This is a genomic window from Arenimonas oryziterrae DSM 21050 = YC6267 (assembly GCF_000420545.1).
Taxonomy (GTDB): domain Bacteria; phylum Pseudomonadota; class Gammaproteobacteria; order Xanthomonadales; family Xanthomonadaceae; genus Arenimonas; species Arenimonas oryziterrae.
Map to the genome: position 1 here is coordinate 37,069 of NZ_ATVD01000003.1, position 26,348 is coordinate 63,416.

24 protein-coding genes are annotated in these 26,348 nt (G+C 67.0%); 11 read left to right on the forward strand and 13 right to left on the reverse strand.

The genetic code is table 11. The features are described 5' to 3' along the window. The first annotated feature begins 119 nt into the window (after positions 1–119). The 8 genes from G467_RS0108605 (at position 120) to G467_RS18035 (ending at position 6,202) form a co-directional block, all read left to right on the forward strand. Positions 120–878, forward strand: a complete 759-nt coding sequence (locus G467_RS0108605) for a c-type cytochrome (RefSeq protein WP_022969332.1) — start codon at positions 120–122, stop codon at positions 876–878. A gap of 95 nt (positions 879–973) precedes the next feature. Then, positions 974–1,834: a thiol:disulfide interchange protein DsbA/DsbL gene (locus G467_RS16050; RefSeq protein WP_022969333.1), complete on the forward strand. Its 861-nt coding sequence runs from the start codon at positions 974–976 to the stop codon at positions 1,832–1,834. Between the two features lie 75 nt (positions 1,835–1,909). Beyond that, positions 1,910–2,584, forward strand: coding sequence for a thiol:disulfide interchange protein DsbA/DsbL (locus G467_RS0108615; protein ID WP_022969334.1), 675 nt, complete (start codon positions 1,910–1,912; stop codon positions 2,582–2,584). 82 nt (positions 2,585–2,666) lie between these two features. Continuing rightward, complete coding sequence (locus tag G467_RS0108620; RefSeq protein WP_022969335.1) at positions 2,667–3,410, forward strand: endonuclease/exonuclease/phosphatase family protein; 744 nt, start codon at positions 2,667–2,669, stop codon at positions 3,408–3,410. A gap of 31 nt (positions 3,411–3,441) precedes the next feature. Beyond that, the gene (locus G467_RS16055; protein ID WP_022969336.1) at positions 3,442–4,377 is read left to right on the forward strand and encodes an ExeA family protein; all 936 of its coding nucleotides are present in this window, start codon (positions 3,442–3,444) and stop codon (positions 4,375–4,377) included. Between the two features lies 1 nt (position 4,378). Further along, positions 4,379–5,059: a general secretion pathway protein GspB gene (locus tag G467_RS0108630; RefSeq protein WP_022969337.1), complete on the forward strand. Its 681-nt coding sequence runs from the start codon at positions 4,379–4,381 to the stop codon at positions 5,057–5,059. A gap of 11 nt (positions 5,060–5,070) precedes the next feature. Continuing rightward, entirely contained in the window at positions 5,071–5,760 is a 690-nt protein-coding gene (locus G467_RS0108635) for a rhomboid family intramembrane serine protease (RefSeq protein WP_022969338.1), read from the forward strand. A gap of 37 nt (positions 5,761–5,797) precedes the next feature. Then, positions 5,798–6,202, forward strand: a complete 405-nt coding sequence (locus G467_RS18035) for a hypothetical protein (protein WP_155844861.1) — start codon at positions 5,798–5,800, stop codon at positions 6,200–6,202. A 16-nt stretch (positions 6,203–6,218) separates the two neighbouring features. Here the strand turns inward: G467_RS18035 and G467_RS0108640 are convergent, their stop codons facing one another. Both G467_RS0108640 and gpmI read right to left on the reverse strand, forming a co-directional pair. After that, entirely contained in the window at positions 6,219–7,421 is a 1,203-nt protein-coding gene (locus tag G467_RS0108640; protein WP_022969339.1) for a murein hydrolase activator EnvC family protein, read from the reverse strand. Next, the gene (gpmI, locus tag G467_RS0108645; protein ID WP_022969340.1) at positions 7,422–8,951 is read right to left on the reverse strand and encodes a 2,3-bisphosphoglycerate-independent phosphoglycerate mutase; all 1,530 of its coding nucleotides are present in this window, start codon (positions 8,949–8,951) and stop codon (positions 7,422–7,424) included. Between the two features lie 146 nt (positions 8,952–9,097). Here gpmI and G467_RS0108650 point away from each other — a divergent pair, with 146 nt between their 5' ends. Next, a complete protein-coding gene (locus tag G467_RS0108650; protein WP_022969341.1) occupies positions 9,098–9,778 on the forward strand; it encodes a DUF4097 family beta strand repeat-containing protein in 681 nt (226 codons plus the stop codon). A gap of 40 nt (positions 9,779–9,818) precedes the next feature. After that, positions 9,819–11,525 (forward strand): M28 family metallopeptidase, encoded by a 1,707-nt coding sequence (locus G467_RS16060; RefSeq protein WP_022969342.1) that lies wholly within the window; start codon positions 9,819–9,821, stop codon positions 11,523–11,525. A 71-nt stretch (positions 11,526–11,596) separates the two neighbouring features. On the opposite strand, the gene G467_RS0108660 is transcribed toward G467_RS16060, so the two are convergent. Both G467_RS0108660 and G467_RS0108665 read right to left on the reverse strand, forming a co-directional pair. Beyond that, positions 11,597–12,529: an alpha/beta fold hydrolase gene (locus tag G467_RS0108660; RefSeq protein ID WP_022969343.1), complete on the reverse strand. Its 933-nt coding sequence runs from the start codon at positions 12,527–12,529 to the stop codon at positions 11,597–11,599. Between the two features lie 2 nt (positions 12,530–12,531). After that, complete coding sequence (locus tag G467_RS0108665) at positions 12,532–14,451, reverse strand: M1 family metallopeptidase (protein WP_022969344.1); 1,920 nt, start codon at positions 14,449–14,451, stop codon at positions 12,532–12,534. Positions 14,452–14,588: 137 nt separating this feature from the next. Here G467_RS0108665 and G467_RS16065 point away from each other — a divergent pair, with 137 nt between their 5' ends. Next, the gene (locus G467_RS16065; RefSeq protein ID WP_022969345.1) at positions 14,589–16,778 is read left to right on the forward strand and encodes a carbohydrate binding family 9 domain-containing protein; all 2,190 of its coding nucleotides are present in this window, start codon (positions 14,589–14,591) and stop codon (positions 16,776–16,778) included. 179 nt (positions 16,779–16,957) lie between these two features. On the opposite strand, the gene ubiE is transcribed toward G467_RS16065, so the two are convergent. The 9 genes from ubiE to G467_RS0108715 all read right to left on the reverse strand — a co-directional run bounded on the left by ubiE (position 16,958) and on the right by G467_RS0108715 (position 26,342). Next, complete coding sequence (ubiE, locus tag G467_RS0108675) at positions 16,958–17,704, reverse strand: bifunctional demethylmenaquinone methyltransferase/2-methoxy-6-polyprenyl-1,4-benzoquinol methylase UbiE (RefSeq protein ID WP_022969346.1); 747 nt, start codon at positions 17,702–17,704, stop codon at positions 16,958–16,960. 67 nt (positions 17,705–17,771) lie between these two features. Beyond that, positions 17,772–19,010 (reverse strand): DUF1501 domain-containing protein, encoded by a 1,239-nt coding sequence (locus G467_RS0108680; protein WP_022969347.1) that lies wholly within the window; start codon positions 19,008–19,010, stop codon positions 17,772–17,774. A gap of 10 nt (positions 19,011–19,020) precedes the next feature. Then, complete coding sequence (locus G467_RS17485; protein WP_022969348.1) at positions 19,021–21,060, reverse strand: DUF1800 domain-containing protein; 2,040 nt, start codon at positions 21,058–21,060, stop codon at positions 19,021–19,023. A 94-nt stretch (positions 21,061–21,154) separates the two neighbouring features. Continuing rightward, positions 21,155–21,514: a gamma-butyrobetaine hydroxylase family protein gene (locus tag G467_RS0108690; protein WP_022969349.1), complete on the reverse strand. Its 360-nt coding sequence runs from the start codon at positions 21,512–21,514 to the stop codon at positions 21,155–21,157. A 42-nt stretch (positions 21,515–21,556) separates the two neighbouring features. After that, on the reverse strand, positions 21,557–22,471 hold the full coding sequence (xerC, locus tag G467_RS0108695) for a tyrosine recombinase XerC (protein WP_022969350.1): 915 nt from the start codon (positions 22,469–22,471) through the stop codon (positions 21,557–21,559). 7 nt (positions 22,472–22,478) lie between these two features. Then, positions 22,479–23,147 (reverse strand): DUF484 family protein, encoded by a 669-nt coding sequence (locus G467_RS0108700; protein ID WP_022969351.1) that lies wholly within the window; start codon positions 23,145–23,147, stop codon positions 22,479–22,481. Further along, positions 23,144–23,974, reverse strand: coding sequence for a diaminopimelate epimerase (gene dapF / locus G467_RS0108705; RefSeq protein ID WP_022969352.1), 831 nt, complete (start codon positions 23,972–23,974; stop codon positions 23,144–23,146). Before dapF ends, G467_RS0108700 begins: the two co-directional genes overlap by 4 nt. 6 nt (positions 23,975–23,980) lie before the next feature. Further along, the gene (lptM, locus tag G467_RS18040) at positions 23,981–24,121 is read right to left on the reverse strand and encodes an LPS translocon maturation chaperone LptM (RefSeq protein ID WP_022969353.1); all 141 of its coding nucleotides are present in this window, start codon (positions 24,119–24,121) and stop codon (positions 23,981–23,983) included. 91 nt (positions 24,122–24,212) lie between these two features. Beyond that, positions 24,213–26,342 carry a S9 family peptidase gene (locus tag G467_RS0108715; protein WP_022969354.1) on the reverse strand — a complete coding sequence of 710 codons (2,130 nt, stop codon included), beginning with the start codon at positions 26,340–26,342 and terminating at the stop codon, positions 24,213–24,215. Between the last annotated feature and the right edge of the window lie 6 nt (positions 26,343–26,348).

A 26,348-nucleotide genomic window follows, 5' to 3' on the forward strand; every position in this document is an offset into this window, starting at 1 on the left:
GCGCCCTCCGGGGCCGGGTTTCATTGACCATGCCGGTCTGCGACTGGGATAATCCGCCGCTGTCCTGCGTGCCCGCAGGCCCTGTATTCCGCGACTTTCCGCTTTCTCGGAGCTTGTCCATGAAGTTCTTGCGCATCCTCGGTGTCGCCAGCGCCGTGCTCGTCACGACTGCCGTCGCCCAACAGGCCGCCACCGTGACGCCGGCCCCCGAGCCCGCCGCGGCACCGGTGGTCGCTCTGGCCGACGCCAAACCGGCGACCTTCGGCGACGCCAAGGCCGGCCAGGCCAAGGCCGGCGCCTGCGCCGCCTGCCACGGGCTGGACGGCAATTCCGCTGATTCGCAGTACCCCAAGCTCGCCGGCCAGCACGAGCGCTACATCTGGCGCCAGCTGAAGCTGTTCAAGAGCGGCGAGCGCAACAACGCCATCATGATGGGCATGGGTGCGCCCCTGTCCGAACAGGACATGCGCGACATCGGCGCGTTCTTCGCCACCCAGAAGGTCGTGCCCGGCGTCGCCGACGACACCAAAATCGCGACCGGTCCCAACCAGGGCCGCAAGTTCTACGAAGTCGGCGAGCGCATCTTCCGCGCCGGCAAGCCCGCCGCTGGCGTCCCGGCCTGCCTGGCCTGCCACGGCCCGAGCGGCCGCGGCAACCCGGGCCCGTCCTATCCCTCGCTCGGCGGCCAGCACGCTGCCTATACCGTGGCCAAGCTGCAGGGCTTCCGCGGCGGCGAAACCTGGGGCAAGGACGCGAACGCCAATGTGATCATGCCGGCGATCGCGCGCAATCTCAGCGACGAAGAGATCCAGTCGCTGGCGACCTATATCCAGGGCCTGCACAACAGCGCCGACGACGCGGCTGTCGCGGCGAAGTAAGCGGTCACTGAACTTTCGCCATGTGCGACAGTCAGCACCCATCAGGCCGGCGACAGCGTGTCGCCGGCTTTTTCATTTCTGCGAGGAGTATCCCCATGTCCCGCCGTATCCTGGCCGCCCTGTTGATCGCTGCGGCCCTGGCCGCCTGCACCAAGCCCGCGCCCACGCCCGACACGACCGCCACGCCGACGACCGAGGCCACGACCCCCGAGGCCACGCCGTCGACCGAACCCAGCACGCCGGCAACCGAGGGCACCCCGGCCCCGACGTCCGCCGTCGACACCGCCGCGATCACCGCCGAACTCGCCGCGCTCGGTGCGGATGCGCCGCGCCTGGGCACCGATTTCGAGATCCTGACCACGCCGCAGCCGACCTGGGGCCAGGGCGGCGTCGAAGTCGTCGAGGTCTTCAGCTACATGTGCATCCATTGCGCGCACTTCCAGCCGTCGGTGGACGCCTGGACGCCCAAGCTGCCCAGCGGCGTGCGCTTCGAATACGTGCCGGGCGTCTTCGGCGGTCCCTGGGACAGCTTCGCGCGCGCGTTCTACGCCGCCGAGATCCTCGGCGTGCGCGAGCGCACGCATGACGAGATCTTCAAGGCCGTGCACATCGACCACGTGCTCAAGACCGGCACGCTGGAAGAAATCGCCGACCTGTACGGCAAGTACGGCGTCGACCGCGACAAGTTCCTGGCCACGATGAACAGCTTCGCGGTGACCGGCAAGCTCAACCGCGCCAAGCAGTTCGCGCTGCGCACCGGCGTCACCGCGACGCCGACCTTCATCGTCGCCGGCAAGTACCGCGTCATGGCGACGCCGGACCGCAGCTTCGAAGGCATGCTCAAGACCACCGACTTCCTGATCGCGCGCGAACTGGCCGAAGCGGCCAAGGCCGCCGCCGCACCGCCGGCCGCCACGCCGGAACCCACGGCGCCGGCGGCTCCCGCGAAGCCGTAAGCAGCCGCGGCGAAGGGTCCCCGGGCCCTTCGCCGACGCCTCCGACTCTCCATCGCTGACCTCGCAGGAACGCCCATGCTTCGTCGCCTGATGCTCGCCCTGATCCTGCTGCTGCCCTTGTCGGCCCTTGCGGCCACGCCGGCGGCAGCGCCCGAACCGCGCCTGGGCATCGACTACGAAGTGCTCGAAACGCCGCTGCCGACCTATCGACCGGCTGCGGGTCAGATCGAGATCGCCGAGGTCTTCAGCTACGCCTGCATCCACTGCGCGCATTTCCAGCCGCTCGTGAACGAATGGAAAGCCAAATCCATGCCGCGCGGCACGCGCTGGGAATACGCGCCGGCGCCGATGGGTGGCGTGTGGAACAACTTCGCGCGCGCCTTCCTCGCCGCCGAATTGCTCGGCGTGCAGGCCAAGACGCACGACAAGGTGTTCAAGGCCGTGCACGAATATCACCAGTTCCAGACCGGCAGCCTGGAAGAAATCGCCGACTACTACGGCAAGCTCGGCGTCGATCGCAACAAATTCCTCGCCACGATGAACGGCCCGGTCGTCGAAGAGCGCCTCGAGCACGCCCGTCGCTTCGCCGTCGATGTCTCGATTCGCGGCACGCCGACCCTGGTCATCAACGGCAAGTACACCGTGCTCGCGACCCAGGACCGCGGCTTCGAAGGCATGCTGCAGACCACTGAATTCCTGATCGCACGCGAGAAAGCCGGCCAGCGGCCCGCCGCTGCGGGCAAACACTGAGTCCGCGCGCGCCGCACGCACCTGGCGCGCCTTCACATCCCACTGCTTGCCCTCGCGCGGTCAGGGCGCGAGGATGTTGACCATGTCCGTCCCCGCCGTCACGCCGCTGCGTCTGCTCAGTTGCAACATCCAGGCCGGCTCGAGCACACGCGCATACCGCGAATACGTCACGCGCAGCTGGTCGCACGTGCTGCCGAACGGCAAGCGCGCCAATCTTGACAGCCTCGCCGAACTGTTCGGCCCCTTCGACGTGGTCGGCCTGCAGGAAAGCGACCCGGGCAGCCTGCGCTCGGGCTTCGACAACCAGAGCGATTATCTGGCCGAACGCGCGCAGTTTCCGTATTTCAGCCATCAGGCGAACCGGCGCATCTCGCGCATCGCCGGCAGCGGCAACGCCCTGCTCAGCCGCCTGCCGCCGACCGACCTGCTCGACTACGCCCTGCCCGGCCGCGTCGCCGGGCGTGGCGTGCTGATCGCGAACTTCGGCGATGGCGACGAGGCCTGGCAGCTCGCGGTGACCCATCTGTCGCTCGGCGCACGCTCGCGCCAGTTGCAGATCGCCTTCCTGGCCGAGCTGTTGTCCGAACAGAAACGCCTGGTGCTCATGGGCGATTTCAACTGCGACGTCAACGCGCCCGAGATGCAGTCGCTGTATCGGCGCACGCGCCTGCAGCCGCCGCCGGCCTGCGTGCCGAGCTTTCCGAGCTGGGCGCCCGAGCGCGCCCTCGACCACATCCTGACGGCTGGCTTCCGCACCTGCGACTACCGCGCGATCCCGGCCGCCGGTTCGGACCACCTCGCCGTCGCGATCACGCTGAGCCCCTGAGCTACGCGCGCCGGTTGGGCCGCCGCGGCGGATGCCCTACTCTTGGCGCATGTACCTCACGCACTACGGCCTGACCGAGCCGCCGTTCGCCATCACCCCCGACCCGCGTTTCGTGTTTCTCAGCGAACGCCACCGGGACGCGCTGGCGCACCTGCTGTACGGCATCGGCCAGGGCGGCAGCGGCGGCTTCGTGCAGCTCACCGGCGAAGTCGGCACCGGCAAGACCACGTTGTGCCGGCTGTTGCTCGAACAGCTGCCCACGAACGTGCGCGTCGCCCTCGTGCTCAATCCGCGCCAGACCGCGCTGGAACTGCTGGAAACGATCTGCGAGGAACTGCATCTCAAACTGCCCGGCAAACGCCGCAGCCTGAAGATGCAGATCGATGCGCTCAACCAGTATCTGCTCGAAGCCTATGCACAGGGATTGCGCGTGGTGCTGATCATCGACGAGGCGCAGGAGCTGTCGCGGGAAACACTCGAACAAGTGCGCCTGCTCACCAACCTGGAAACGCCGACGCAGAAACTGCTGCAGATCGTCCTGCTCGGCCAGCCGGAACTGCGCGACACGCTCGCGCGCCCCGGCCTGCGCCAGCTGGCGCAGCGCATCACCGCGCGCTACCACCTCACGCCGCTCGTGGCGGAAGAATCCGAAGCGTATCTGCGCCATCGTCTCGCGATCGCCGGGGCGAAGACCTTCGTGTTCGACGAGTCGGCCGTGCGCCGGCTGCACACCTTGTCCGGCGGCGTGCCGCGCCTGTTGAACGTGCTGGGTGAACGCGCCTTGCTGGCGGGTTACGTGCACGGACGCGAGCGCGTCGATAGTGCGCTGGTCGATCTGGCCGCGAGCGAAGTATTGCCGCCGGTGGAAGCGCCGAAGATCCGCTGGCGCTGGCTCGGCTGGAGTTTGGGCGCGGGTGCGTTTGGCGTGCTCGCGCTATGGCTGACCTTGCGCGCGGGAGTGGCCTGAGATGTCGCTGATCCTCGATGCCTTGCGCAAGTCCGAAGCCGAGCGCCGCCGCGGGCAGGCCCCGGACCTGTTTGCGCCGACACCGTTGTCGCGCAAGCCCTCGTCGCCGGGTCGCGATGTGCGCGGCATCCTCGGCCTCGTCGGCGTGCTCGTGCTCATCGCCGTCGTGTGGTGGTGGCGCGATGCCTCCGCACCGACCGCCGCGCCAGTCGCTCCGGCGGTGACTGCCGAGGCCACGATCATCGCGCCGACGCCGGTCACCGTGGCGTCGAACCGCGTGGAACCAGCGCGCGATGCGCACACGGATACGCCGGTCGCAAAACCTGTGCCGCCGCCGGCGACGGTTCGCGAGTCGACCACCGACACGCCGCCGCCCGCGGCAAGCATCGCGCCAGCCGTGCCGCCCGCACCCATCGACCTTCCCACGATCGCCGAACCCGTCCCCGAGGCCGAGGCCTTGCCCACCTTGTCCGCGCTGTCGACGGAAGAACGCGCGTCGCTGCCCGCGCTCAAATTGAGCATGCACTACTGGTCGGAAACGGCGGAACGGCGTTTCGCGATCATCGACGGCCAGCGTGTCACCGAAGGGTCAAGTCTGGGCGGCAGCATCGTCGCGCAGATTCGCCGCGATGGTGTCGTGCTCGACCTGCGCGGCCGCCGCTATTTGCTGCCTCGCCCCTAGGACGACCACGGATGGTTTTCGTTCACCTGCCCCGCCGCAAGCAACCAAAACTTCGTTGGGCCGCGTCCCTGTTGGCGGTCATCGCGATCGCCGCGTACGTGTGGCTGGCCTGGGGCCCGGGCAGCGGCGGCGACGCCGCGCATCAGGCGCAGTTGCTGCGCTGGGGCACGCTGTCGGGCGACGCCGGGCATTGGCAGCAGCTGTGGCGCAATGGCCGCGCGTTCAATCTGATCACTGCCTTGTTCATCCACGCGAGCCTGTGGCATCTGCTCGGCAACGGTCTGTTCCTGATCATCTTCGGCGTGCCGGCCGAACGCGCGCTGGGATCGTGGCGATTGCTCGCGCTGTTCCTGGTCGGCGGCGCCTTGGCCAATCTCGCCGCCGCGATGCTCATGGGCGCGACGACCCAGGTCATCGTCGGTGCGAGCGGCGGCATCTCGGCGCTGATCGGTGCGTACCTGGTGCTGTTCCCGCGCGCGCGCCTGGGCATCGTCGTGCCCCTGGGCCTGTGGCTGGAATTCGTGCGCGCCCCCGCCGCCCTGCTGATCGGCCTGTGGGCGACCTTGCAACTGATCTTCACCTTCGTCGGCCCGACCTTCGGCGCCGTCGCCTGGTGGGCGCATCTGGCCGGCTTCATGGTCGGCGTGATCATGGCGCTGTTCTTCCGCCCGGCGTTGAATCGCAGCAAACGCGGGCGCTGAGATGCCGTCTGCGCCGCAACCATCTCAATTTGGCAGCTTGCTCGACTGGCTGCGCGCGTGGGTCGATTACCAAATCGCCTTGGCAACGCCGACCGGCCAGATCAATACGGTCGAGCTACCGTCTGGGCGCGCACTGTCGCTGATTGGCTCTTTGGGATTGTCTTCGGCTCTCACCCGCGACGGCGAGATCTGGATCGATCGGAACGAAGATCTTTTCGAAGCGACTCCGAATTGGCGCCCTGCAAACCAAGACGAACGCTGCGCCGTGCTGGCTTGCTCACAACGCCGGCTTTATCCCGAACTCGGTGTCCTGTTGCCTCAGCGACCGATCGACGCACCCGACTGCAGGCATTGCGCAGGTCGGGGAACCATCGGGGACATCGCCGTATGCGAGCACTGTCTCGCGCTGGGCTGGGTATCTCCAGAGGAACGCAAGCCGTAGGTCATTCCGACTAGAACTATTTCTTAAGCCAGATGCGCGGATCCTGCGGCTGGCCGTTGCGGCGCAGTTCGAAATACAACGCGGGCCGGCCCTGGCCGCCGGAGCTGCCGACGGTCGCGATCGGCTCGCCGGCGCGCACGCTGTCGCCGGTGTTCTTGAGCAGGGCGTCGTTGAATGCATACAGCGTCATCCAGCCGTTGCCGTGGTCGAGGATCAACAGCAAGCCGTAACCCTTGAGCCAATCGGCATACGCGACGCGGCCGGCATTGACCGCGCGCACTTCCGCCCCGGCGGTGCCCGCGATCAGCAGGCCCTGGCTGGTGTGACCATCGGGCATGACGCCGCCGTAGCCGGCCAGCACCGTGCCCGACAGCGGCAGGTTCATCGGGCCGAGCGGGATATTCGCGTTGCCCACGGTGGGCGGCACGCGCGCGCTCGGCGTGCGTCCGGTCGGCGCACGCGGCGTCACCGGCTTGGGCATCTGCGCCATGAGCTTGCGCAGGCGCTCGAGCAGGGCAACGGTGTTCTTTTCATCGCGGCCGAGCGCGTTGATGCGTGCGCTGCGATCGCGGTAGCGCGCCTCGATCGACGACACGAGCTTGCCGCGTTCGCGTTTCTGCGCGGCCAGATCGGCCAGCTGTGCCTGCTGCTGTCCGCGCGCGACTTCCAGCGATTGCTGGCGCGCCTGCACCTGCTCGGCGACCTGCGCCAGCGATTGCAGCTCGGTGGTCAGGCCGGCGATGCGCTGCTGGCGATCGTTCTGGAAATAGCGGTGATAGGCGAGCACGCGCGCGCGATCGCTCATGCGTCCTTGTTCGAGCAGCAGCTTGAGTTGCTCGTGCTTGCCCAGCGCGTAGGCCGAGCGCACGAGGCGCGCGAGTTCCTCGCGCTGCCGGCTGAGCTTGCTTTCCAGTTCGAGCTGACGCTGCTGCAGGCGCACGAGTTCGGCTTCCTGCACGGCGATCTGCGCTTCGGTCTCGCGCAGCGCCCGTTGCGAGGTCGACACCTTGCCGTCGACGCTGCGCAGCTCGCCGGCGGCGGCATCGCGTTCGCTATCGAGGCGGCGCTGTTCTTCGCTCAGCGCCTTGATCTGCGCGCGCACGTCGCCGAGCTGCTTCTGCGCCGCGGCCTGACGCTGCGCGCGCTGCGCCGGCGTCTCCGCGGCGTGCGCGACGCCGACGGCGAAAACCAGAAGCGCACTCAGGACAAGAACTCGCACTCAGCCCGGTTCCACGAGCGAACGTCCGGTCATTTCCGCCGGGGCGGGCAGGCCGAGCAGATCGAGCAGGGTCGGCGCGATGTCGCGCAAGGCACCGCCATCGCGCAGACGGAAGGAACGGCCGAGGTAGACCAGCGGCACCGGGCCGACGGTATGCGAGGTATGCGGTTCGCCGGTGAGGGGGTCGCGCATCATTTCCAGATTGCCGTGATCGGCGGTCACGATCATCTCGCCGCCGACCGCTTCGAGCGCGGCGCGAATCTCGCCAAGCGCGACATCGACCGCTTCCGCCGCCTGGATCGCCGCCGCGAGCAGGCCGGTATGCCCGACCATGTCGGGATTGGCGATATTGCACACGATCACATCGTGGCGCTGCGCGCGAATGTCTTCGCACAGCGCGGCAGTGAGTTCGGGGCAGCTCATCTGCGGCTGCAGGTCGTAGGTGGCGACTTTCGGCGAGGGAATCAGCAGACGGTCTTCGCCGGGCTCGGGCTGTTCGCGGCCGCCGCTGAAGAAGAAGGTCACGTGCGCGTATTTTTCCGTTTCGGCGATGCGCAGCTGGGTCAGGCGATGTGCCGCCAGCACTTCCGACAACACGTTGCGCAAGGTCTCCGGCCCATAGGCGACGGCGGCCGGCAGACGCGCGTCGTATTCGCTCAGACACACGAAGCGCGACAGGGCGATCGGGCGCTGGCGCACGAAGCCGGAGAAATCCGGCTGCACAAAACACGCGCTCAGCTCGCGCGCGCGGTCGGCACGGAAATTCATGAACACCACGGCGTCGCCGTCAGCGAATTTCGCGCCCGCGCCGATCACGGTCGGTTTGACGAACTCGTCGGTTTCGCCGCGCGCGTACGCGGCATCGAGCGCGGCCAAGGCATGGTCCGCGTGATACTCGGCGCTGGCGTCGGTGATCGCGTAGTAGGCCGTCTGCACGCGATCCCAGCGCTGGTCGCGGTCCATCGCGAAATAGCGGCCGGTGACCGTGGCGATCGTGGCGTTGCCGGCCGCCGCACACGCGGCCTGCAAGGCGCGCAGGCTCGCGTCGGCCGATTTCGGCGGCGTGTCGCGCCCGTCGAGGAAGGCATGCACGGCCACGCGCGCCACGCCCTGGCGACGCGCGAGTTCGATCATCGCGAAGATGTGCGCCTCGTGGCTGTGCACGCCACCCGGCGACAGCAGGCCGAACAGATGCAGGCAGCCCTGGTCCGCGTTCGCTGCCGCGCATGCGGCGAGCAATTCGGCATTGGCGAAGAAACTGCCATCCTCGATCGCGGCATCGATGCGGGTGAGGTCCTGGTAGACGATGCGGCCCGCGCCGATATTCATGTGTCCGACTTCGGAATTGCCCATCTGCCCGTCCGGCAGGCCGACGAAGCGACCTTCGGTATGCACGAGCGTGTTCGGGCACTCGGCCAGCAGCCGTCGCCAGTTCGGCACTTCGGCCAGGGCGATGGCATTGTCGGCGCGTTCGAGGCGGTGTCCCCAACCGTCCAGGATCAGCAACAGCAAGGGTTTGGGGCGGGCCATGAGCACTCCTGACGTTCGGCACGGGACGATTGTAGCGAACAGGCCTAGAAAGGGGCTGCGGACGCGACGCCCCGGGGATCGCGCGGGCCTGTAAACCAAATCCCGCGTCCCGGCATCCGATCCGTACCACCCATGGAGATACCCGCATGCGCCGCACCCTGCTTGCCCTTGCCCTGAGCCTCGCCGCTGCCAGCGTGGCCGCACACGACGACCAGCACCGTGACATCGACCGCGTCAACGGCGGCGTCACTGCCGAAGCCGGGCAGACCTACGGCGACCTCAGCACGGTCAACGGCGGCGTCAGCATCGAAGCGGGCGCGATCGTCGACGAGGCCGAAACCGTCAATGGCGGCATCACCATCGCCGACAATGCCCAGCTCGGCAGTGCGACCACCGTCAACGGCGGCATCCATGCCGGCCAGCACATCGTGGTGAAGAACGACGTGGAGACCGTCAATGGCGGCATCCGCATTTCCTTCCTGTCCCAGGTCGGCGGCGACGTCAGCACCGTCAACGGTGGCATCACGATCCAGCAGACCGAGGTCAACGGCCGTCTGAACACCGTCAACGGCGACATCACCGTGGGCGCCAAGTCGCATGTCCGCGGCGGCATCCTGGTCGAAAAGCCCAACCACGGCTGGAACTGGAGCGGCAAGCCGCGCATCCCGCGCATCGTGATCGGTCCCGACGCCGTGGTCGACGGCGAGCTGCGCTTCGAGCACGAGGTCGAGCTGTTCGTGCACACCAGCGCCAAGGTCGGCACGGTCACCGGCGCGACCGCCAAGCCCTATACCGACACGCTGCCGGCGCGCGCCGACGGCCGTTGACCGCCTGCGGCTAGAATGCGGGTCTCGCCTGGAGACCCGCATGTCCCGAGCCCTGCTCTGCCTCACCCTCGCGCTGTCGCTGTGCGCCTGCCAGCACAGCGCGATGCACACCACCGAATCCTCCCTGGTCGCCGCGAACAATCGCGCCGGCCATGCCTTCGGCCCGGAGATTTCCGCCGAAGACTTTTCCGCGCACGTGAAGGTGCTGGCCTCCGATGATTTCGGCGGCCGCGCCCCCGGCAGCGAGGGCGAAGAAAAAACCGTGCAGTACTTGCGCGAGCAGTTCGAACGCCTGGGCCTGCAGCCGGGCAATGGCGACAGCTATTTCCAGACCGTGCCCATGGTCGAGACCACGCCCGATGTCGCGCACAGTCATGTCGTGCTGCGCCAGGGCGGCAAGAAGCGCACGCTGAACTTCGGCGACGAGGTGATGATGGGCACGCGCACCGGCCAGACCGAGGTCGCGGTCACCAACAGCGACCTGGTCTTCGTCGGCTACGGCGTCAATGCGCCCGAGCAGGGCTGGAACGATTACGCCGGCATCGACGTGAAGGGCAAGACGGTCGTGATCCTGATCAACGATCCGGGCTTTCATGCCGGTGACGCCAGCCTGTTCCAGGGCCGACGCATGACCTACTACGGCCGCTGGACCTACAAGTTCGAAGAGGCCGCGCGCCAGGGCGCCGCCGCCGCGATCATCGTCCACGACACCGCCGGCGCCGCCTACGGCTGGGACGTGGTGAAGAACAGCTGGGGCGGCCCGCAGTTCGATCTGCGCATGAGCGACGAACCCGAACCGCGCTTGCCCGCGCAGGGCTGGATCAGCGCCGAGGCCGCAAAAACCCTGTTCGCCGAGGCCGGGCTCGATCTCGCGCAGTTGTATGTCGCGGCCGGCAAACGCGGCTTCCACGCGGTGCCGCTGACCGGGACGCGCCTGGACGTGAGCTTGCGCAGCACGATCCGCGAATCGAGCTCGCGCAATGTCGTGGCAAAACTGCCAGGCACGAAATATCCCGACGAGGCCATCGTCTACAGTGCGCACTGGGATCACCTGGGCACGCATGCCGACGAGGCGGGCGATCACATCTACAACGGCGCGATAGACAACGCGACCGGCGTCGCCGGCGTGCTGGAAATTGCCGAGGCCTTCACCGTGGCCAAGCCGGCGCCGGAGCGCACCCTGGTGTTCCTGCTGGTGACGTTGGAGGAATCGGGCCTGCTGGGTTCGAAATACTACGTCGCGCATCCGCTGGTACCGCTGGCGCAGACGGTCGCGGTGATCAATATCGATGCGATGCCCGTGGTCGGGCCGACGCGCGATCTGGTCGTGGTCGGCCTGGGCAATTCCGAGCTCGACGACGTGCTGCGTCCGATCACCGACAAGCAGGGCCGCGTGCTCATCGAAGAAAGCGCGCCGGAGAAAGGCCAGTTCTTCCGCTCGGATCATTTCAGTTTCGCGCGCGCGGGCGTGCCGGCGCTGTATGCGAAAGGCGGCATCGACCATGTCGAGAAGGGCCGTGCCTACGGCCTGTCCGTGCTCGATGACTACACCGCCGAGCACTATCACAAGGCCGCCGACAACTTCGACCAGAATTGGGATCTGCGCGGCATCGTGCAGGACCTCGCGGCGCTGTACGGCGTCGGTCGCGAACTGTCGCGCACGCGCGCCTGGCCCAACTACCGGGAAGGCAATGCGTTCCGGGCGGTGCGGGATGCGTCGCGCAAGGAGGCGGCCGCGACGCATTGAGCGTTTGCGGTCGCCAGCAAGCTGGCTCCTGCCAAAGCGAAATGTAGGCGCCAGCTTGCTGGCGACCGAACTCAGGGTGCCGCGTTCGCGAACCCCAGCAGCGCTTCGGCAACATTGCCCGGCTGCGCCATCATCGGCATATGGCCGCAGCCGGCGAGCAGCACAGTCTGGCTGCGCGCCAGGCCGCGATGGAAAATCTCGGCCGCGCTGACGTCGATGACACGATCGTCGCGGCACCACAGCAGCAGCACGGGCGCCTGGATCTTCGGCAGTTCCGCTTCCAGCGAAAACGCCTCCGGGCCGCGTCCGATGCGATCGAGGATGCCCTGCTCGAATGCGACATCGGCGCGACGACGGCGCACCAGCGCCTCGGTCGCCGGCCAGGGCACGAAGGGCGGATCAGTGAACACGATGCCCAGATAGCGGCGCAGTTCGGCGCGCGTGGTCACTTCGAAAGGATTGCGGCCAGCAAGCACTTCGCGACCGAATTGATTTTCCTCGAACTTCACGCCCGCCGACGACATCAGCACGATACGTCCGACCTGCGTGGGATGCCGTGCCGCGAGCAGACCGACGATCTGCCCGCCCATCGAATGGCCGACGAGCAGGGCCGGCTGCTCATGGAAGGTGGCGAGAAATTCGGCGAGGCGATCGGCCTGCGCGCCCGGACCATAGTCGGCATCCGCCTGGCGTTCGCTCTCGCCCCAGCCGGGCAGGTCGGGCGCGATCACGCGATGCGTCTTCGCCAACTCGCGCATCACCGGCAGCCAGTTCTCCTTGCTGCCGGTGAAGCCGTGCACGAGGACGATCAGCGGGCCCTGGCCCGCCTCGAGATAGTTCCAGCGATGCCCGGCTGCCACGAGGGTGTGCTGGCTGGCGCCGGCCAGCCAGCGCTGCCGCGCGAACTCGGCTTCGAGCACGCGCTCGGGCATCGTCACCGCGACGCCCACCGTCGTCAGCGCCAGCCCCAGGGAAACTGCCAGCGCGACGCGGCTTTTTTTCACGCTCAGGGCGCTTTCTTGTCGGCGAGCACGCCTTCGACCGATCCGATCGTGATCGGATGCAGGGCCGGACGCGCCTTGGCGAACACCTCACGCGCGAAGGCCAGGCCATCGGGCGTCTTCGCCAGCTCGCTGTAGATCGGCATGACCAGCTTGCGTCGGCCGATCGTGGCCAGGAAGTCGGCGATCGCCGGGCGGGCCGCCGTGTAGCCGCTGCGGATCGTCAGCGGATACCAGCGCTGCGCGATTTCGGCGTTCGGCGTGCCGGTGAAGTGGTAGGCGGCATCGAGCTGTTCGATCTGCTCGGCGCTGAGCTTCTCGGGCATGCCTTCGATGAAGCGCACCCATTCCTGCGTACCCCACTTGGACGCGTCGATGTCGGCCGGCGTCATGTGGCCGGCCAGCCAGTGCGTGCGCGACTCGTCGATCACGTCGAAACGCGCGGCCTTGGCCGGCGTGGCGAACGCGGGAATGCCCGGCTCGTGCAGCCAGGTGTGGATTTCCTCGGCCGTGGCCTTGCCCGGATTCTTGGCGACGAGTTCAGCATTGAGGAAGCGCTCGAACTCGGCGCTGTCCTGGCTGGTGAAAGCGTGTTCGTCGAACCACTTGCGCAGGAACGCATCGAAGGTGCCACGGCCGTAGCGCTGTTCCAGGAAGCTCAGGAACCACTGACCCTTGGTGTAGGGCACGCCGCTGAGCGCATTGTCGGGATCTTCGCCGGTCAGCGGATCGAGCGCGAGCAGCTGGTTCTTCGGCAGGGTTTCCTTCAGTTCCTCGGTCAGGCCGTTCTGCGCGATCACGAACTCCATCTGCGCCAGGTCCGAGCCATACACGGCTTCGGTGATGCGGTTTTCGACATAGCTGGTGAAACCTTCGTTGAGCCAGATGTCCTTCCAGCTCGAGTTGGTGACCAGGTTGCCCGACCAGCTGTGCGCGAGTTCGTGCGCGATGAGGCTGACCAGCGACTTGTCGCCGACGATAACGGTCGGCGTGGCGAAGGTCAGGCGCGGATTTTCCATGCCGCCGTACGGGAATGAGGGCGGCAGCACGAGCACGTCGTAACGGCCCCAGCGATACGGACCGTAAAGCGATTCGGCCGTGACGATCATCTTCTCGGTGTCTTCGAATTCCTTCGCGGCCTTGTCGGCCATCGCCGGCTCGGCCCAGACGCCCGCGCGTTCGGACACCGGACGGAATACCAGATCGCCGGCGGAAATCGCCAGCAGATAGGACGGGATCGACTGCGGCATCTTGAAGCTGTAGTCGCCGTCGCGCGGCGCCTTCGGATCGTTGTCGGCGCTCATCAGCGCCATGACGTCCTTGGGCGTGGTGATGTGCGCGTCATAGGTGAAACGCACGCCCGGGGTGTCCTGCAGGGGTACCCAGCTGCGCGCGTGGATCGCTTCGGACTGGCTGAACATGAAGGGCGTCTTCTTGCCCAGGGTCATCGACGGGCTCATCCACTGCAGGCCCGACGCGGTCGGCGACGTGCTGTAGGTGATGCGCACTTTCGGCGCCTGCGCGACCGGCGTGATCGTGAGCTTGCTGCCGTAGATCGGATGCGCGGCGGCGAATTCGAATTTCGCGTCCTGCCAGGTCGTGCCGTCACCGGACTCGACCTTGGTGACGTTCAGATCGCGGCTGTCGAGCACGAGCGCGGTCGCGGTCTTGTCTTTCCAGTCCAGGTCGAGCGTGGCGGTACCGGCCAGCGTCTTCTTGTCGAAGTCCACGGCGAGGTCGAGGTCGAGATGCTTGATGACGACCTTCTGGGGTTCGGCAAAAGAATTCTCGTCGCGCACGGGCGGAGCCTCGGCAGATCCGGTGCTGCTTGCGGGCGGCGCGGGCGTAGCTTCCGGAGTGGACGGTTTCTGGCAGGCCGCGAGCGGCAGCAGGACGGCAGCGAGCATCAGGACAGGCAGGCGCATGGTCGGTTCGTCGGTGTCGGGTGGGAGAGCCGGAGTTTATCGCGCCAGGCACGGAAAGGTTTAAATGACTAATGCCATGGGACGTGAAGACGGGCCGGCCCTAGCCTTGGCGCACCTTTCCTACCGACCGGTGCCACATGCGCCTGCCCCGCCCCCTGATCCTTCTTTCTGCGGTGCTGGCCGCCGCGGGCCTGCCCGGTCGGGGCCTCGCCGCCGAGGCTACGAATGTCGCCCATGTCGACGGTCGGCCGACGATGGACGGCAAGCTCGACGAGGCGCTGTGGCAGCAGGCGACGCGCTTCGAGCTGCCCTACGAGACCAATCCGGGCGAAAACACCCCCGCCTCGGTGAAGACCACGGTCTACATGGCCGAAAACGGCACCCATCTGCTGCTCGCCTTCGTCGCCGAAGATCCCGATCCGAGCCAGATCCGCGCCTATCTGCGCGATCGCGACAGCGCCTGGGACGACGACTTCGTCGGCGTCGTGCTCGACACCTTCGACGACCAGCGCCGCGCCTACGAAATCTTCGCCAACCCGTTGGGCGCGCAGATGGACCTGATCATCGAGGAACAGAGCGGCAACGAGGACGAATCCTGGGACGGCCTGTGGGAATCGGCGGGCAACATCAACGCCACCGGCTACATCGTCGAATTCGAGATCCCGTTCTCGACCCTGCGCTTCCAGAACAGCCAGCAGGCGCAGCAGTGGGGCATCGACGTGCTGCGCTTCCGCCCGCGCGACAACCGCTACCGGATGTCCAACAACGTGCGCGACCGCAACAACCGCTGCTATTCCTGCGGTTTCGCCAAGTTCCGCGGTTTCGCCGGCGCCGAAGCGGGCAAGAATCTGGAAATCGCGCCGACCCTGACGATGAGCTACGCGCAGGAACGACCGTCGGCCGGCGTGCCGTTCACCAGCGAAGGCATCAAGTTCGATCCGGGCCTCGACGTGAAGTGGGGCCCGAGCCCGAACCTGACCTTGAATGCGACCTTGAATCCGGATTTCTCGCAGGTCGAGACCGACGAGGCCGAACTCGACGTCAACAACACGTTCGCGCTGTTCTTCCCGGAGAAACGTCCGTTCTTCCTCGAAGGCGCCGATTATTTCAGCACGCCCAACGACCTGGTCTACACGCGCAACGTCACCGACCCCGACATCGGTCTGCGTGCGACCGGCCGCAGTGGCCAGCAGACCTACGGCGTGTTCGTCGCGCGCGACACCGTGACCAACCTGCTCAAGCCCGGCGTCTACGGCTCGCGCCTGGCGCGTTACGACATCGCCTCCAACGACGCGGCGCTACGCTATCGCTACGATCTCGCCGGCAATTCCAGCGTCGGCGTGCTGGCGACCGAACGTCGCGGCGACGACTACACCAACAGCCTGCAGGCCGTCGATGGCCGCTGGCAGCACGACAAGCATTCGATCGAAGCGCAATACATGCAGTCGCGCACCCAGGATCCGGGCGAGGCCGGCATCGAGGGAAACGCCTACTACGCCGAATACATGTACCGCTCGCGCGAGTGGACGGGCTTCGCGGGCCGCAATCATTTCGACGACGGCTTCCGCGCCGACCTCGGCTTCATCGGCCAGGTCGGCTATGAGAAGGACTTCGGCGGCCTGACGCGACATTGGTGGGGCGACAAGGGCGACTTCTTCAACCACATCACGGTCAATGGCCGCTGGAACGAGAGCCGCACCAGCGATGGCACGCTGATCGAGCTGGTCCGCGAAAGCTGGGTCGGCGCGAATGCGGCGCGGCAGAGCTACATCGAGTTCGGCCATGTCGAGCGCGACCGGATCTGGCGCGGCGTGCGTTTCGACGAGCGCATCAACCGCATCTACGGCAGCATCAAACCTGTCCGCGGCGTGAGCCTGGAACTGTTCACGCGCCACGGCAGCAAGGTCGACCTGGCCAATGTGCGCATGGGCAAGATCACCACGATCCAGCCGAGTGCGAATTTCAACCTCGGCCGCTCGCTGACGCTGTCGGTGGATCACAACTACGAGCGGCTGAGCCGCGATGGCGGCGATGTGTACGTCGCGAACCTGACCGACCTGCGCCTGTCGTGGCAGTTCGACCTGCGCCAACGTATCCGTCTGGCGGTCGTGCGCAGCGACGTGAAGCTCGACCCGTCGCTGTTCACCGACCCGGTGCCGGAGCGCCAGCGGGCGATCGGCACGCAGCTGATCTATTCGTACAAGGTCAATCCGCGCACGGCGCTTTACGCCGGCTACGCGGATGGCTACGAAGGCGACGAATTCCAGCCGATGTACCAGCGCGCCCGCGCGCTGTTCTTCAAGGTCGGCTACGCCTGGGAACGCTGAGAACTCCCTCTCCCTTTGGGAGAGGGCCGGGGTGAGGGCAGCAAGTCGCAGCAACTTCCGATTCGCCGCACCAGCCCCCTTACCTCCGCCTTCCAAGTCGCCGCACGTTACCGGCTTGGTTGGAAGGCGGAGGCAAGGGGGCTTGATTCGACTCGGCCGCTTGCTGCGAGAGCGATGCTCTAGACGCTGTAACCCGAATGAATCGCGACGATGCCGCCGCTGAGGTTACGGTGCGAGCAGCGCGCGAAGCCGGCCGTGGCCATCATCGCCTGCAGCTCTTCCTGCGGCGGATGTTTGCGGATCGACTCGGCGAGGTACTGGTAGCTGCCGGCGTCGTTGGCGAAGAGCTGGCCGAGTTTCGGCAGCACCTTGAAGGAGTGGAAGTCGTAGATCGGCCGGAACCATTCGGGCTTGACCTGCGAAAACTCCAGCACCAGGGCGCGGCCACCGGGCTTGAGGATGCGGCGCATCTCGTTGAGGCCGGCCTGCTTGTCGGTGACATTGCGCAAACCGAACGCGATCGTGACCAGATCGAAACTCGCATCGGGAAACGGCAGCGCTTCGGCATTGAGCTGCACATAACGCAAGCCGCGCACGAGGCCGCGATCGGTCAGTCGGTCGCGACCGACATTGAGCATCGCGGCATTGATGTCGCCGATGATGACTTCGCCAGTGTCGCCGACGCGCTCGTGCAGGAGCACGGCGATGTCGCCGGTGCCGCCGGCGAGATCAAGCACGCGATCGCCGCGCTTCACGCCCGAGGTGCCGACGAAGTAGCGCTTCCAGACCCGGTGCACGCCCAGCGACATCAGGTCGTTCATGAGGTCGTACTTGGCCGCGACCGAAGAGAAGACTTCGCCGACGAGCTTCTTCTTCTGCTCGACGGGCACGTCGCGGAAACCGAAATGGGTGGTCTTGTCGTCCATGCCGCGATTATCCCACGGCGTTCGCGGGAACGCGCGGGTGGCCGGAAAGCCTGGCGTGACGCGGCAATCAGGCGGCGAGCAGCCCACGCGGCTTGAGCACATGACCAGGGAACAGGCCGGCGCCGGGCGCCACGCCGAGCTGCGCCTGCGCCAGCTCGCCGAGCACATCGCGGAAGTCGGTGGTGATCGCCAGGTCGCGGCCTTCGAACAGGTGTTCCGGGGCCAGGCCGGGCCAGTCGCCCAGGACCTTGCCGCCGTTCACGCCCGCGCCGAGCACGAACATCGTATTGCCGTGACCGTGATCGGTGCCGCGCGAACCGTTCTCACGCAGGGTGCGGCCGAACTCCGACATCGTGACCACGACCACGTCCTCGCGTGCCGGACCCAGGTCGGTCAGAAACGCCGCGATGCTGCCGCCGAAATCGCGCAGCCCATTCGCGAGCTGGCCCTGCGCCGCGCCCTGGTTCACGTGCGTATCCCAGCCGCCGGCTTCGGCGAAACCCAGACGCAGACCGACGTCGGCCTTGATGAGTTGCGCGAGCTGGCGCAGCGAGGTGCCCAGCGCGCCAGTGGGATACGTCGCGCCATGCTCGGGCGCGCGTGCGGCGGCGCCGCTGCGCTTGAGCGCCTGCACCGCTTCGAAGGTTTCACGCCCGGTGTCGCCGAGGCCGCCCTGGTTGCGCTGTTCCCACAAGCCTTCGAAGCCGCCCTGCAACTGGCCGGTGTAACGGCCGGCATCGATCGCGAACTGCGCGAGGTTGGTCATCGCGACGGCCGGCGCCGGTCCCGCCAACGAGCGCGGCAACTGCGCGTCCATCGCGACCGCCGTGAACGGCGAGTGCGAAGTCTGTGCCTGCAACAGGCGGTTCATCCAGCCATCGCGCGTGGACTTGCTGCCGGGCGTACCGCTTTCCATGTAGTCCTGCGCATCGAAATGCGAGCGTGTGTTGTCGGGCGAGCCCACGGCGGTGATCGCCGTCATGCGCCGGTCTTTCCAGAACGTCTGCAAGGGTTGCAGGGCCGGATGCAGGCCGAAGCGGCCGTCGAGATCGAGCGCGCCACCGGCCTGGCCCGGACGCGGAATCGCGATCGTGCGACGTGCCGCGTAGTACGCGGCCTCGGCATACGGCACGAGCATGCTCAGACCGTCGACGGCGCCGCGCTGGAAAATCACGATCAGCGTCTTGCCCGGCCGACCGCGCGTTTGTGCGCTCGCCAAGGACTGCAGCACGCCCGGGATGGCACCACTCAGACCCAAGCCTGCCAATGCGAGGCCACCAGACTTGATGAAGAAACGACGGTTCATCGCGGGCTCCTTACTGGCGCTGGAAATCGGGCGAGCCCAGGATCAGGCCGACCACCTTGATGCGTGCGGGATCGCCGCTCGAAGCGAGCAGACGCACCTGTTGGCCGCGAGTCAGTCCGCCGGCAGCGCGTTCGGGATCGCCGAACATTTCCTGCTGCTCGACTACGGCGGCATCGAGCCTCGCTTCTGGCAAGGGTCGCGCCAGCTGCTCCGCGAGCGTGGTCTGCGTATGCGCGGACACCTCGCCGCCGAGCAATCGCTGCACGCCGCTGGCGAGCAGGGCCTGCGGATCGCCATCGTTGCCCAACTGCGCCAGATCGATGCGCGTGCCGGGGATGCGGTTGGCCGCAAGCGCCGTCGCGAAATTCATGCGCTTGAGCAGGGCGCCGGTATTGACCCAGTCCGCCGCGGTGTCGGGATAGCCCGTCGGTGCCTGGTAGCCGTACAGCGGTTCGCCCAGATCGAGCAGCAGCGCCTGGATTTCGCGGCCATTGGTGTCGGCGCGCAGCGTACGCAGGCTGCTGACCACGAGTTCGAACGGCGTCTTGATCTTGGCGCGATACGTCGCCGTGGTGAAGAACTCCGGGTCGTCGAACAGCGCGCGCAAGGTCGTGCGGATATCGCCCTTCGAGTGCAGGAAGGCCTGGGCGACGCGTTCGACCAGGGCCGGGCTGGGCTCGTCGCTGACAAATTTCACCGCGAGCTTGCGTGCGAGGAAACGCGCCGTCGCTGGTTGCGAAGCGAGCAGATCGATGACCGCCTCGCCATCGCGCTGGCCACCGGCGTCGATGCGGTGGCCGAGTACGGTTTTCACGCCGGCATCGTGCAGGCGCGCATTGAAATAGAAGCCGCCGGTCGGCGCATCGCTGGGCACGCCATAGCGTTCGCGCTGACGCGTGAGGCGTGTGCTCAGGCGCGGGTCGTCGCTGTCCTGCGCATACACGCCGTAACCGCGCGCATCGGCGATCGTCCAGCCAGTGAAGCAGCGCGCGACTTCGCGCACATCCTGCTGCGTGTAGCCGCCATCGACACCGAGCGTGTGCAGCTCCATGAGCTCGCGCGCGTAGTTCTCGTTGATGCCGTTCGGCAGCCGCTGCGCGAGCTGACCGCCGGGATTGGCGCGCAGGCGCTGGATCTGGTCGTCGGCCTGTTCGGCGCTCAGACCGCGGCGCTGCATCAACTGGGTGCGCAACTGTTCGTCCGACATCGCCGCGAGACGCTTCTGCCGATCGCCGCCGGCGATCTGCGCAAGATTGGCTTCGGGCGAAACACTTTCGAAATTGTCGAGATAGAACAGCATCGCCGGACTGTGCGCGGTCGCCGCGAGCAGGTCGCGGAAATTGCCGAGCGCATGCGGACGGATCGCCTCACGATCGAACGCGGGCAGAAACCACTGCGTGACGTTCTTGCGCGCATAGATGTTGAAATGATTGCTCCAGAAATCGACCATGACTTCCTGCAGTTGGCGCTCGGAATACGTCGCGCGCAGCAGCCGATCGGCCGCGAGCTGCTGGTACACCTGCTGCGGCCGGCCGTAGCCGTTGTCGCGATACACCTGCGCGATCGCCTGCCGCATCTGGCTGCGCTCGGCTTCATTGGGCAGGTCGGCGGGCGCGGGGCTTTCCGGTACGCGCACCGCCGCGTCTGCATTGTCGCGTCCTCGACGGCCACCGCCCTGCGCACGCAAGACCTGCTGGCGGATCGCGGTCGGGTTCGGATATTTGCCGTACAGCTCGGCCGTGCTCATCGCAGGCACGGTGAGGCCTTTGAGCCGCGCGGCAAGCGCCGCATCCGGAATCGATTCCGGCTGCAACTGCTGCGCAATCCAGGCCTTCACGCCCATCTTCTGCACGCGCTCGACATCGCCCGGACGCGCGCCGAAGCCCAGTCGTTCCAGCACCAGCCGTGCTTTCTGCGCTTCATTGAGTGGCGCCGCGGGCGCTGCGGTCATCGCCGGCGGTGTCGCGGCGGACGCGTTCAGCCACATCGTCGCCAGCAGCAGACCGACGGCGGCACAAGGTGCCCAAAGACGTGAGCGGAACAGGGTCATGACGAGCTCCTGGAGCGGTGGATGCTGCCAAGAACGCGCGAGGGGCGGATCGGATGACAAGGCCTCCGGCACCTTCGCGCCGGAGCAGGCTGAATCAGCGGTCCCGATCCAACCCACGCGCCTGCAACTCCGCCAGATACGCCGGCCAGCGCACGTCGTATTCCTGGCCGAGTTCGCGCAGCGTGGTCCAGCTGTAGATGCCCGACGCATGGCCGTCGTCGAAATGCAGGGCGACGGCGTAGTTGCCGATCGGTTCGATCTTCGCGATGTTGACATTGCGCTTGCCGGGCACGAGCACACGCTGGCCGGGGCCGTGGCCCTGCACTTCCGCGGATGGCGATTCCACGCGCAGGTATTCGCAGGGCAGCGTGTAGCGCTCGCCGTTGTCGAAGGCGACTTCGAGCGCATGCGAGGCGCGGTGGTGGATGATGTCGATGGGACGGGGGTTGCTCATGTGAGGGTCATTCCGAATTCCGGTGTCGCAAGGCCAGGACTTTCATGAGCCATCGCCAGAACCCGCCTCGCGCTTGCGCCGCGCGCGCGGATGCGCGGCATCGTAAACCTTGGCGAGGTGCTGGAAGTCCAGGTGTGTGTAGATCTGCGTCGTCGCGATGTCGGCGTGACCGAGCAGTTCCTGCACGCCGCGCAGGTCGCCCGAGGATTCGAGCACGTGGCTGGCGAAACTGTGGCGCAGCAGATGCGGATAGATGCGTTTCCAGATGCCCTGCTGCTGCGCAAGATGGCGCAGGCGCAGCTGCACGGCGCGACCGCTGATCGGCTTGCCGCCGCGGCCGGGAAACACCGGCGCATCGGCCACCGGCGCGGATTCGGTCTGCCATTCCGTCAGCGCATTGCGCGCATGGCTGCCGACGGGCACGACGCGTGTCTTGCCGCCCTTGCCGGTCACGCGCACCAGGCCGTCAGCGAGATCGAGCTCGCGCCAGCGCAGCGTGCACAGCTCCGACAGGCGCAGGCCCGAGGAGTAGAACAGTTCCAGCATCGCGCGGTCGCGGCGTCCGAGCGCGCCGTCGGTCGGCACTTCGACCAGGCGCGCGGCTTCGTCGGCATCGAGAACCTGCGGCAGTTTGCGCGGGGCTTTTGGCGCGCGGATGCCCTGCGCGGGGTTGCCCGCGAGTTCACCGTGCTTAAGCAGGTCGGTGAAAAAACTGCGCAGCGCCGACAAGCGCCGCTGCAGACTCTTGCCCGACAGGCCGCGCCGATGCTCGCTGGCGATGAAGCTGCGCAGCTGCTCGCCGTGCAGGGCCTTGAAGCTCGCGATGCCGGCTTCGTCCATCCAGCCCGCGAGCGCCAGCAGATCGCGGCGGTAGTTGCTCAGCGTGTGCGCGGACATCCGCCGCTCGACCTCGAGATGCCGCAGGAAGGCTTCGATGCGCGCGGTCAGCACCGACATGCCGATGTCATCCCCGCGCGAGCGCGGTCGTGAAGCTCTCGCCCATCAAGCGCAGGAACAAGGTGCCCATGCCCGGGAAAAAGCGGTTGCCGTCACGACTGCCGACCGCGATCAGGCCCACGCCCGGCAGCGGAATCAACGCGACCGACTGCGAGGCGTCCTGTTCGTCGCCGAACAGCACCTGCATCTTGTCGGGATTGAGCCGACCGCAGATCGGCTCGTTGGCGACGAGGCAGTCGCGGAACGGCGCGAGGCGCGCATCCGTGCCCGGGATCACCTGCAGCCAGTCGGCGGCGAGACCGTCGATCGCGTCGAACAGCACCACGCGCACGGCGTCGCCGTCGAAATCCTCGCTCAGGCTCGCGACCATCGCGCGCACGGTGTCGGCGCGCGTACCGGCGCGCATCAGCGCCTGCGCGAGCTGGTGCGTGCGCACGGTCAGACGTTCGTTGTCCTGCGCGTTCGCGTACAGCTCGTTCAGGCGGCGATTGAGTTCACGGTTCTTGTCGCGCAGCACTTCCAGCTGATAGCTCGCCAGCGACGCGGCCGGGCCGTCTTCGCGCGGCACCACCATCGACAGCGCCAGGTCCGGGAACTGCGCCAGGAACTTCGGATGCCGGCGCAGCCATACCGCGACTTCGTGCGCGCTCAGGCGTTCGCTTTTTTCCTCGATCATGCCGACCACTCCCCTTCGAATACGAATGCCGCCGGTCCGGCCATGCGCACCGGCGCGTCGTCGCGCGGCCAGGCGATCGCGAGGCTGCCGCCGGGCAGATGCACCTGCACCAGGCGGTCGACGCGTTTTTGCCGGATCAGGATCGCGACCGCCGCGCTGGCGCCGCTGCCGCAGGCGAGGGTCTCGCCGGCGCCGCGCTCGAACACGCGCAGACGGATCTCGTCGCGATGCAGGACCTGCACGAAGCCGACATTGACGCCCTGCGGGAACAGATCTGAAGCCTGCAGGGCCGCGCCGATGCCGGCGACGTCGGCTTTTGCGACGTCTGCCACTTCGATCAGCGCGTGCGGATTGCCCATCGAGGCGGCACCGAAGCGCAGCTCGCGGCCGCCGATTTCGGCGCCGTATTCGGGCTTCTCAAAATCCATGCGCAGCGGAATGCGTTTGGGTGCGAACTCGGGCACGCCCAGGGCGAGCGAGTAGCGACCATCGCCGATATTTTCGACCTCGACGCGACCGGCCGGGCTTTCCAGCGCGAAACGCGCGCTCGCCGTGGCGCCATCGCGCACCAGCCAAGCTGCGACGCAGCGCGCGCCGTTGCCGCATTGCTGGGCAAGGCTGCCGTCGCTGTTCCAGATCCGATAGCGGGCGATCGCATCGCCGTGTTCAGGCGTTTCGATGGTCAGCAGCTGGTCGAAACCGACGCCGGTATGCCGGTTGCCGATCGCGGCGGCGAGCGCCGGCGTCGGCGCCGGACCACCCCGGCGCAGGTCGATGACGACGAAGTCGTTGCCGGCCCCGTGCATCTTGGAAAAACGCAGACCCATCGCCTGTTACTTCGCAGGCTCGGCGGGCGCGTCGGCCGGCGCATCCGGCTTGTCGGGCAGGACCAGGTCACCCTTGTTGCCGCAGGCGGCGAGCAAGGTAAGCACGGTCAGGGCGAACAACAGCGAGGCGAGGCGGGAGGTTTTCATGGGGCGAGTATAACGGCACGGCGGCGCGCGCTGGCAGGGCGCGATGCGCCGCCCGGGCCGCCCGGACGGCGGGATCGCCTGCCCGGGCGGCTTACTGCGCCACACCCAGTTCCTGCAGCAGGAACGCGTAGTACTCGGCGGTCTCGTGGTAGCGCTGGAAACGGCCGGACTTGCCGCCGTGGCCGGCTTCCATGTTCACGCGGAACACCAGCGGGTTCGTGTCGGTCTTGTGGTCGCGCAGGCGCGCGACCCACTTGGTCGGCTCGTAATACTGCACCTGCGAATCCCACAGGCCGGTACCGACGAAGATCGACGGGTAGGCTTTCTTCTCTACGTTGTCGTACGGCGAATACGACAGCATGTAGTCGTAGTACGCCTTTTCCTTGGGGTTGCCCCACTCGTCGAACTCGTTCGTGGTCAGCGGGATCGATTCGTCGAGCATCGTGGTGACGACATCGACGAACGGCACCTGCGCCAGGATCACGCGATAGTCCTCGGGCGCCATGTTCGCGACCGCGCCCATCAGCAGGCCGCCGGCGCTGCCGCCCTGCGCGGCGACCCGGTTCTTGGCCGCATAGCCTTCGGCGACGAGGAAGCGCGTCACGTCGATGAAATCGGTGAAGGTGTTCTTCTTGTTGAGCAGCTTGCCGTTTTCGTACCAGGCGCGGCCCATTTCCTCGCCGCCGCGGATATGCGCGATGGCGTAGACCACGCCGCGGTCGAGCAGGCTCACGACCGTGGGCGAAAAACGCGGATCGGTCGAGCTGCCGTAACTGCCGTAGGCGTACTGCAGCATCGGCGCCGTGCCGTCCTTCTTGAACCCGCGGCGGTAGACCACCGACACCGGCACTTTCGTGCCGTCGCGCGCGGTCGCCCACAGGCGCTCGGTGACGTAGTTCGCCGGGTCATAGCCGCCGAGCACGGGATCGCGCTTGAGCAGGCGACGCTCGCCAGTGCGGATGTTGCGCTCGTAGGTCGTGTTCGGCGTGGTCATCGAGACGTAGCCGTAGCGCAGCCAGTCCGTGCCCGGTTCGGCATTCATGCCCAGGCTCATGGTGTACGCGGGCTCGTCGGAGGCGACGAATTCGCTCTTGCCGTCGGCCGTGAGTGTGCGCAGGCGCAGCAAGCCGCCGGACCGCTCCTCGATCGCAAGGAAATCGTCGAACAGCTCAACGTCCTCGATGAACACGTCGTCCTTGTGCGCGACGAATTCGCTCCAGAGCGCACGGTCGCCCCAGGCCTGGCCATCCTGGAGGGTCATCAAACGGAAATTCGGCGCATCCCAATTCGTGCGGATCACCCAGCGGCCGTCGAGATGATCGGGCGAGTACTCGAAATCGCGCTGGCGCGGCGCGATCACCACGAACTCGCGCGGATCGGCTGCCGGCGCGCAGCGGTATTCGCTGCTGACCGTGCTCTCGACGCCGATGCACAGGTATTTGTCCGAACGCGTGCGGGAGATACCCAGGTAGAAGCTGTCGTCCTGCTCCTCGTACACCAGCCGGTCCTGTGCGACCGGCGTGCCCAGCACATGCGCCTTCACGCGCGTGCTCAACAGGGTCACCGGATCCTTCTCGACGTAGAACACGGTGCGGTTGTCGTCGGCCCAGACGATATTGGCCTCGACATTGCGCACGACGTCGTCGAGTACCTTGCCGGTGCTCAGGTCCTTGAAGCGCAGCACGTATTGGCGGCGACCGACGTCGTCCTCGGCCCAGGCAATGAGTTTGTTGTCCTGGCTGACTTCGGAGTCACCGATCTGGAAGAAGCCCTTGCCCGCGGCCATCGCGTTCTGGTCGAACAGGATTTCTTCCGGCGCCTCCATCGTGCCGGCGCGGCGCGCGTCGATCGGATAGTCCTTGCCGGTTTCGTAGCGGCGGTAGTACCAGTAGCCGCGTTCGCGGTAGGGCACCGACGCATCGTCCTGCTTGATGCGGCCGGTGATCTCGGCATAGAGCGTGTCCTGCAGCGGCTTGGTCGGCGCGAGCAACGCGTCGGCATAGGCGTTTTCGGCCTTGAGATAGGCCAGCATCTCCGCGTTCTTGCGGGTGTCGTCGCGCAGCCAGTAGTACTCGTCCTGGCGCGTGCCGCCGGGAGCGACGACCGCGTGCGGTTTCTTGGCGACGGTGGGAGGCGTGGGCATGTCGGCGGCTCGGGAAATCAGGGGAAGGGCGACCAGGCAGGTCGCGAGGGCGATACGGTTCAACAGCACGGTCGACATGGGTCT

Coding starts and splice junctions, on each gene's coding strand:
- xerC (WP_022969350.1), bottom strand. CDS start 22,471: ATGTCGGTGCTGACCGCGCGCATCGAAGCCTTCCTGCGGCATCTCGAG.
- G467_RS0108615 (WP_022969334.1), top strand. CDS start 1,910: ATGCTTCGTCGCCTGATGCTCGCCCTGATCCTGCTGCTGCCCTTGTCG.
- G467_RS16060 (WP_022969342.1), top strand. CDS start 9,819: ATGTCCCGAGCCCTGCTCTGCCTCACCCTCGCGCTGTCGCTGTGCGCC.
- ubiE (WP_022969346.1), bottom strand. CDS start 17,704: ATGGACGACAAGACCACCCATTTCGGTTTCCGCGACGTGCCCGTCGAG.
- dapF (WP_022969352.1), bottom strand. CDS start 23,974: ATGGGTCTGCGTTTTTCCAAGATGCACGGGGCCGGCAACGACTTCGTC.
- G467_RS0108605 (WP_022969332.1), top strand. CDS start 120: ATGAAGTTCTTGCGCATCCTCGGTGTCGCCAGCGCCGTGCTCGTCACG.
- G467_RS0108620 (WP_022969335.1), top strand. CDS start 2,667: ATGTCCGTCCCCGCCGTCACGCCGCTGCGTCTGCTCAGTTGCAACATC.
- G467_RS0108635 (WP_022969338.1), top strand. CDS start 5,071: ATGGTTTTCGTTCACCTGCCCCGCCGCAAGCAACCAAAACTTCGTTGG.
- G467_RS16050 (WP_022969333.1), top strand. CDS start 974: ATGTCCCGCCGTATCCTGGCCGCCCTGTTGATCGCTGCGGCCCTGGCC.
- G467_RS16055 (WP_022969336.1), top strand. CDS start 3,442: ATGCCCTACTCTTGGCGCATGTACCTCACGCACTACGGCCTGACCGAG.
- G467_RS0108650 (WP_022969341.1), top strand. CDS start 9,098: ATGCGCCGCACCCTGCTTGCCCTTGCCCTGAGCCTCGCCGCTGCCAGC.
- G467_RS17485 (WP_022969348.1), bottom strand. CDS start 21,060: ATGACCCTGTTCCGCTCACGTCTTTGGGCACCTTGTGCCGCCGTCGGT.
- G467_RS0108680 (WP_022969347.1), bottom strand. CDS start 19,010: ATGAACCGTCGTTTCTTCATCAAGTCTGGTGGCCTCGCATTGGCAGGC.
- G467_RS0108630 (WP_022969337.1), top strand. CDS start 4,379: ATGTCGCTGATCCTCGATGCCTTGCGCAAGTCCGAAGCCGAGCGCCGC.
- G467_RS16065 (WP_022969345.1), top strand. CDS start 14,589: ATGCGCCTGCCCCGCCCCCTGATCCTTCTTTCTGCGGTGCTGGCCGCC.
- G467_RS0108690 (WP_022969349.1), bottom strand. CDS start 21,514: ATGAGCAACCCCCGTCCCATCGACATCATCCACCACCGCGCCTCGCAT.
- gpmI (WP_022969340.1), bottom strand. CDS start 8,951: ATGGCCCGCCCCAAACCCTTGCTGTTGCTGATCCTGGACGGTTGGGGA.
- G467_RS0108700 (WP_022969351.1), bottom strand. CDS start 23,147: ATGATCGAGGAAAAAAGCGAACGCCTGAGCGCGCACGAAGTCGCGGTA.
- G467_RS0108715 (WP_022969354.1), bottom strand. CDS start 26,342: ATGTCGACCGTGCTGTTGAACCGTATCGCCCTCGCGACCTGCCTGGTC.
- G467_RS0108665 (WP_022969344.1), bottom strand. CDS start 14,451: ATGCGCCTGCCTGTCCTGATGCTCGCTGCCGTCCTGCTGCCGCTCGCG.
- lptM (WP_022969353.1), bottom strand. CDS start 24,121: ATGAAAACCTCCCGCCTCGCCTCGCTGTTGTTCGCCCTGACCGTGCTT.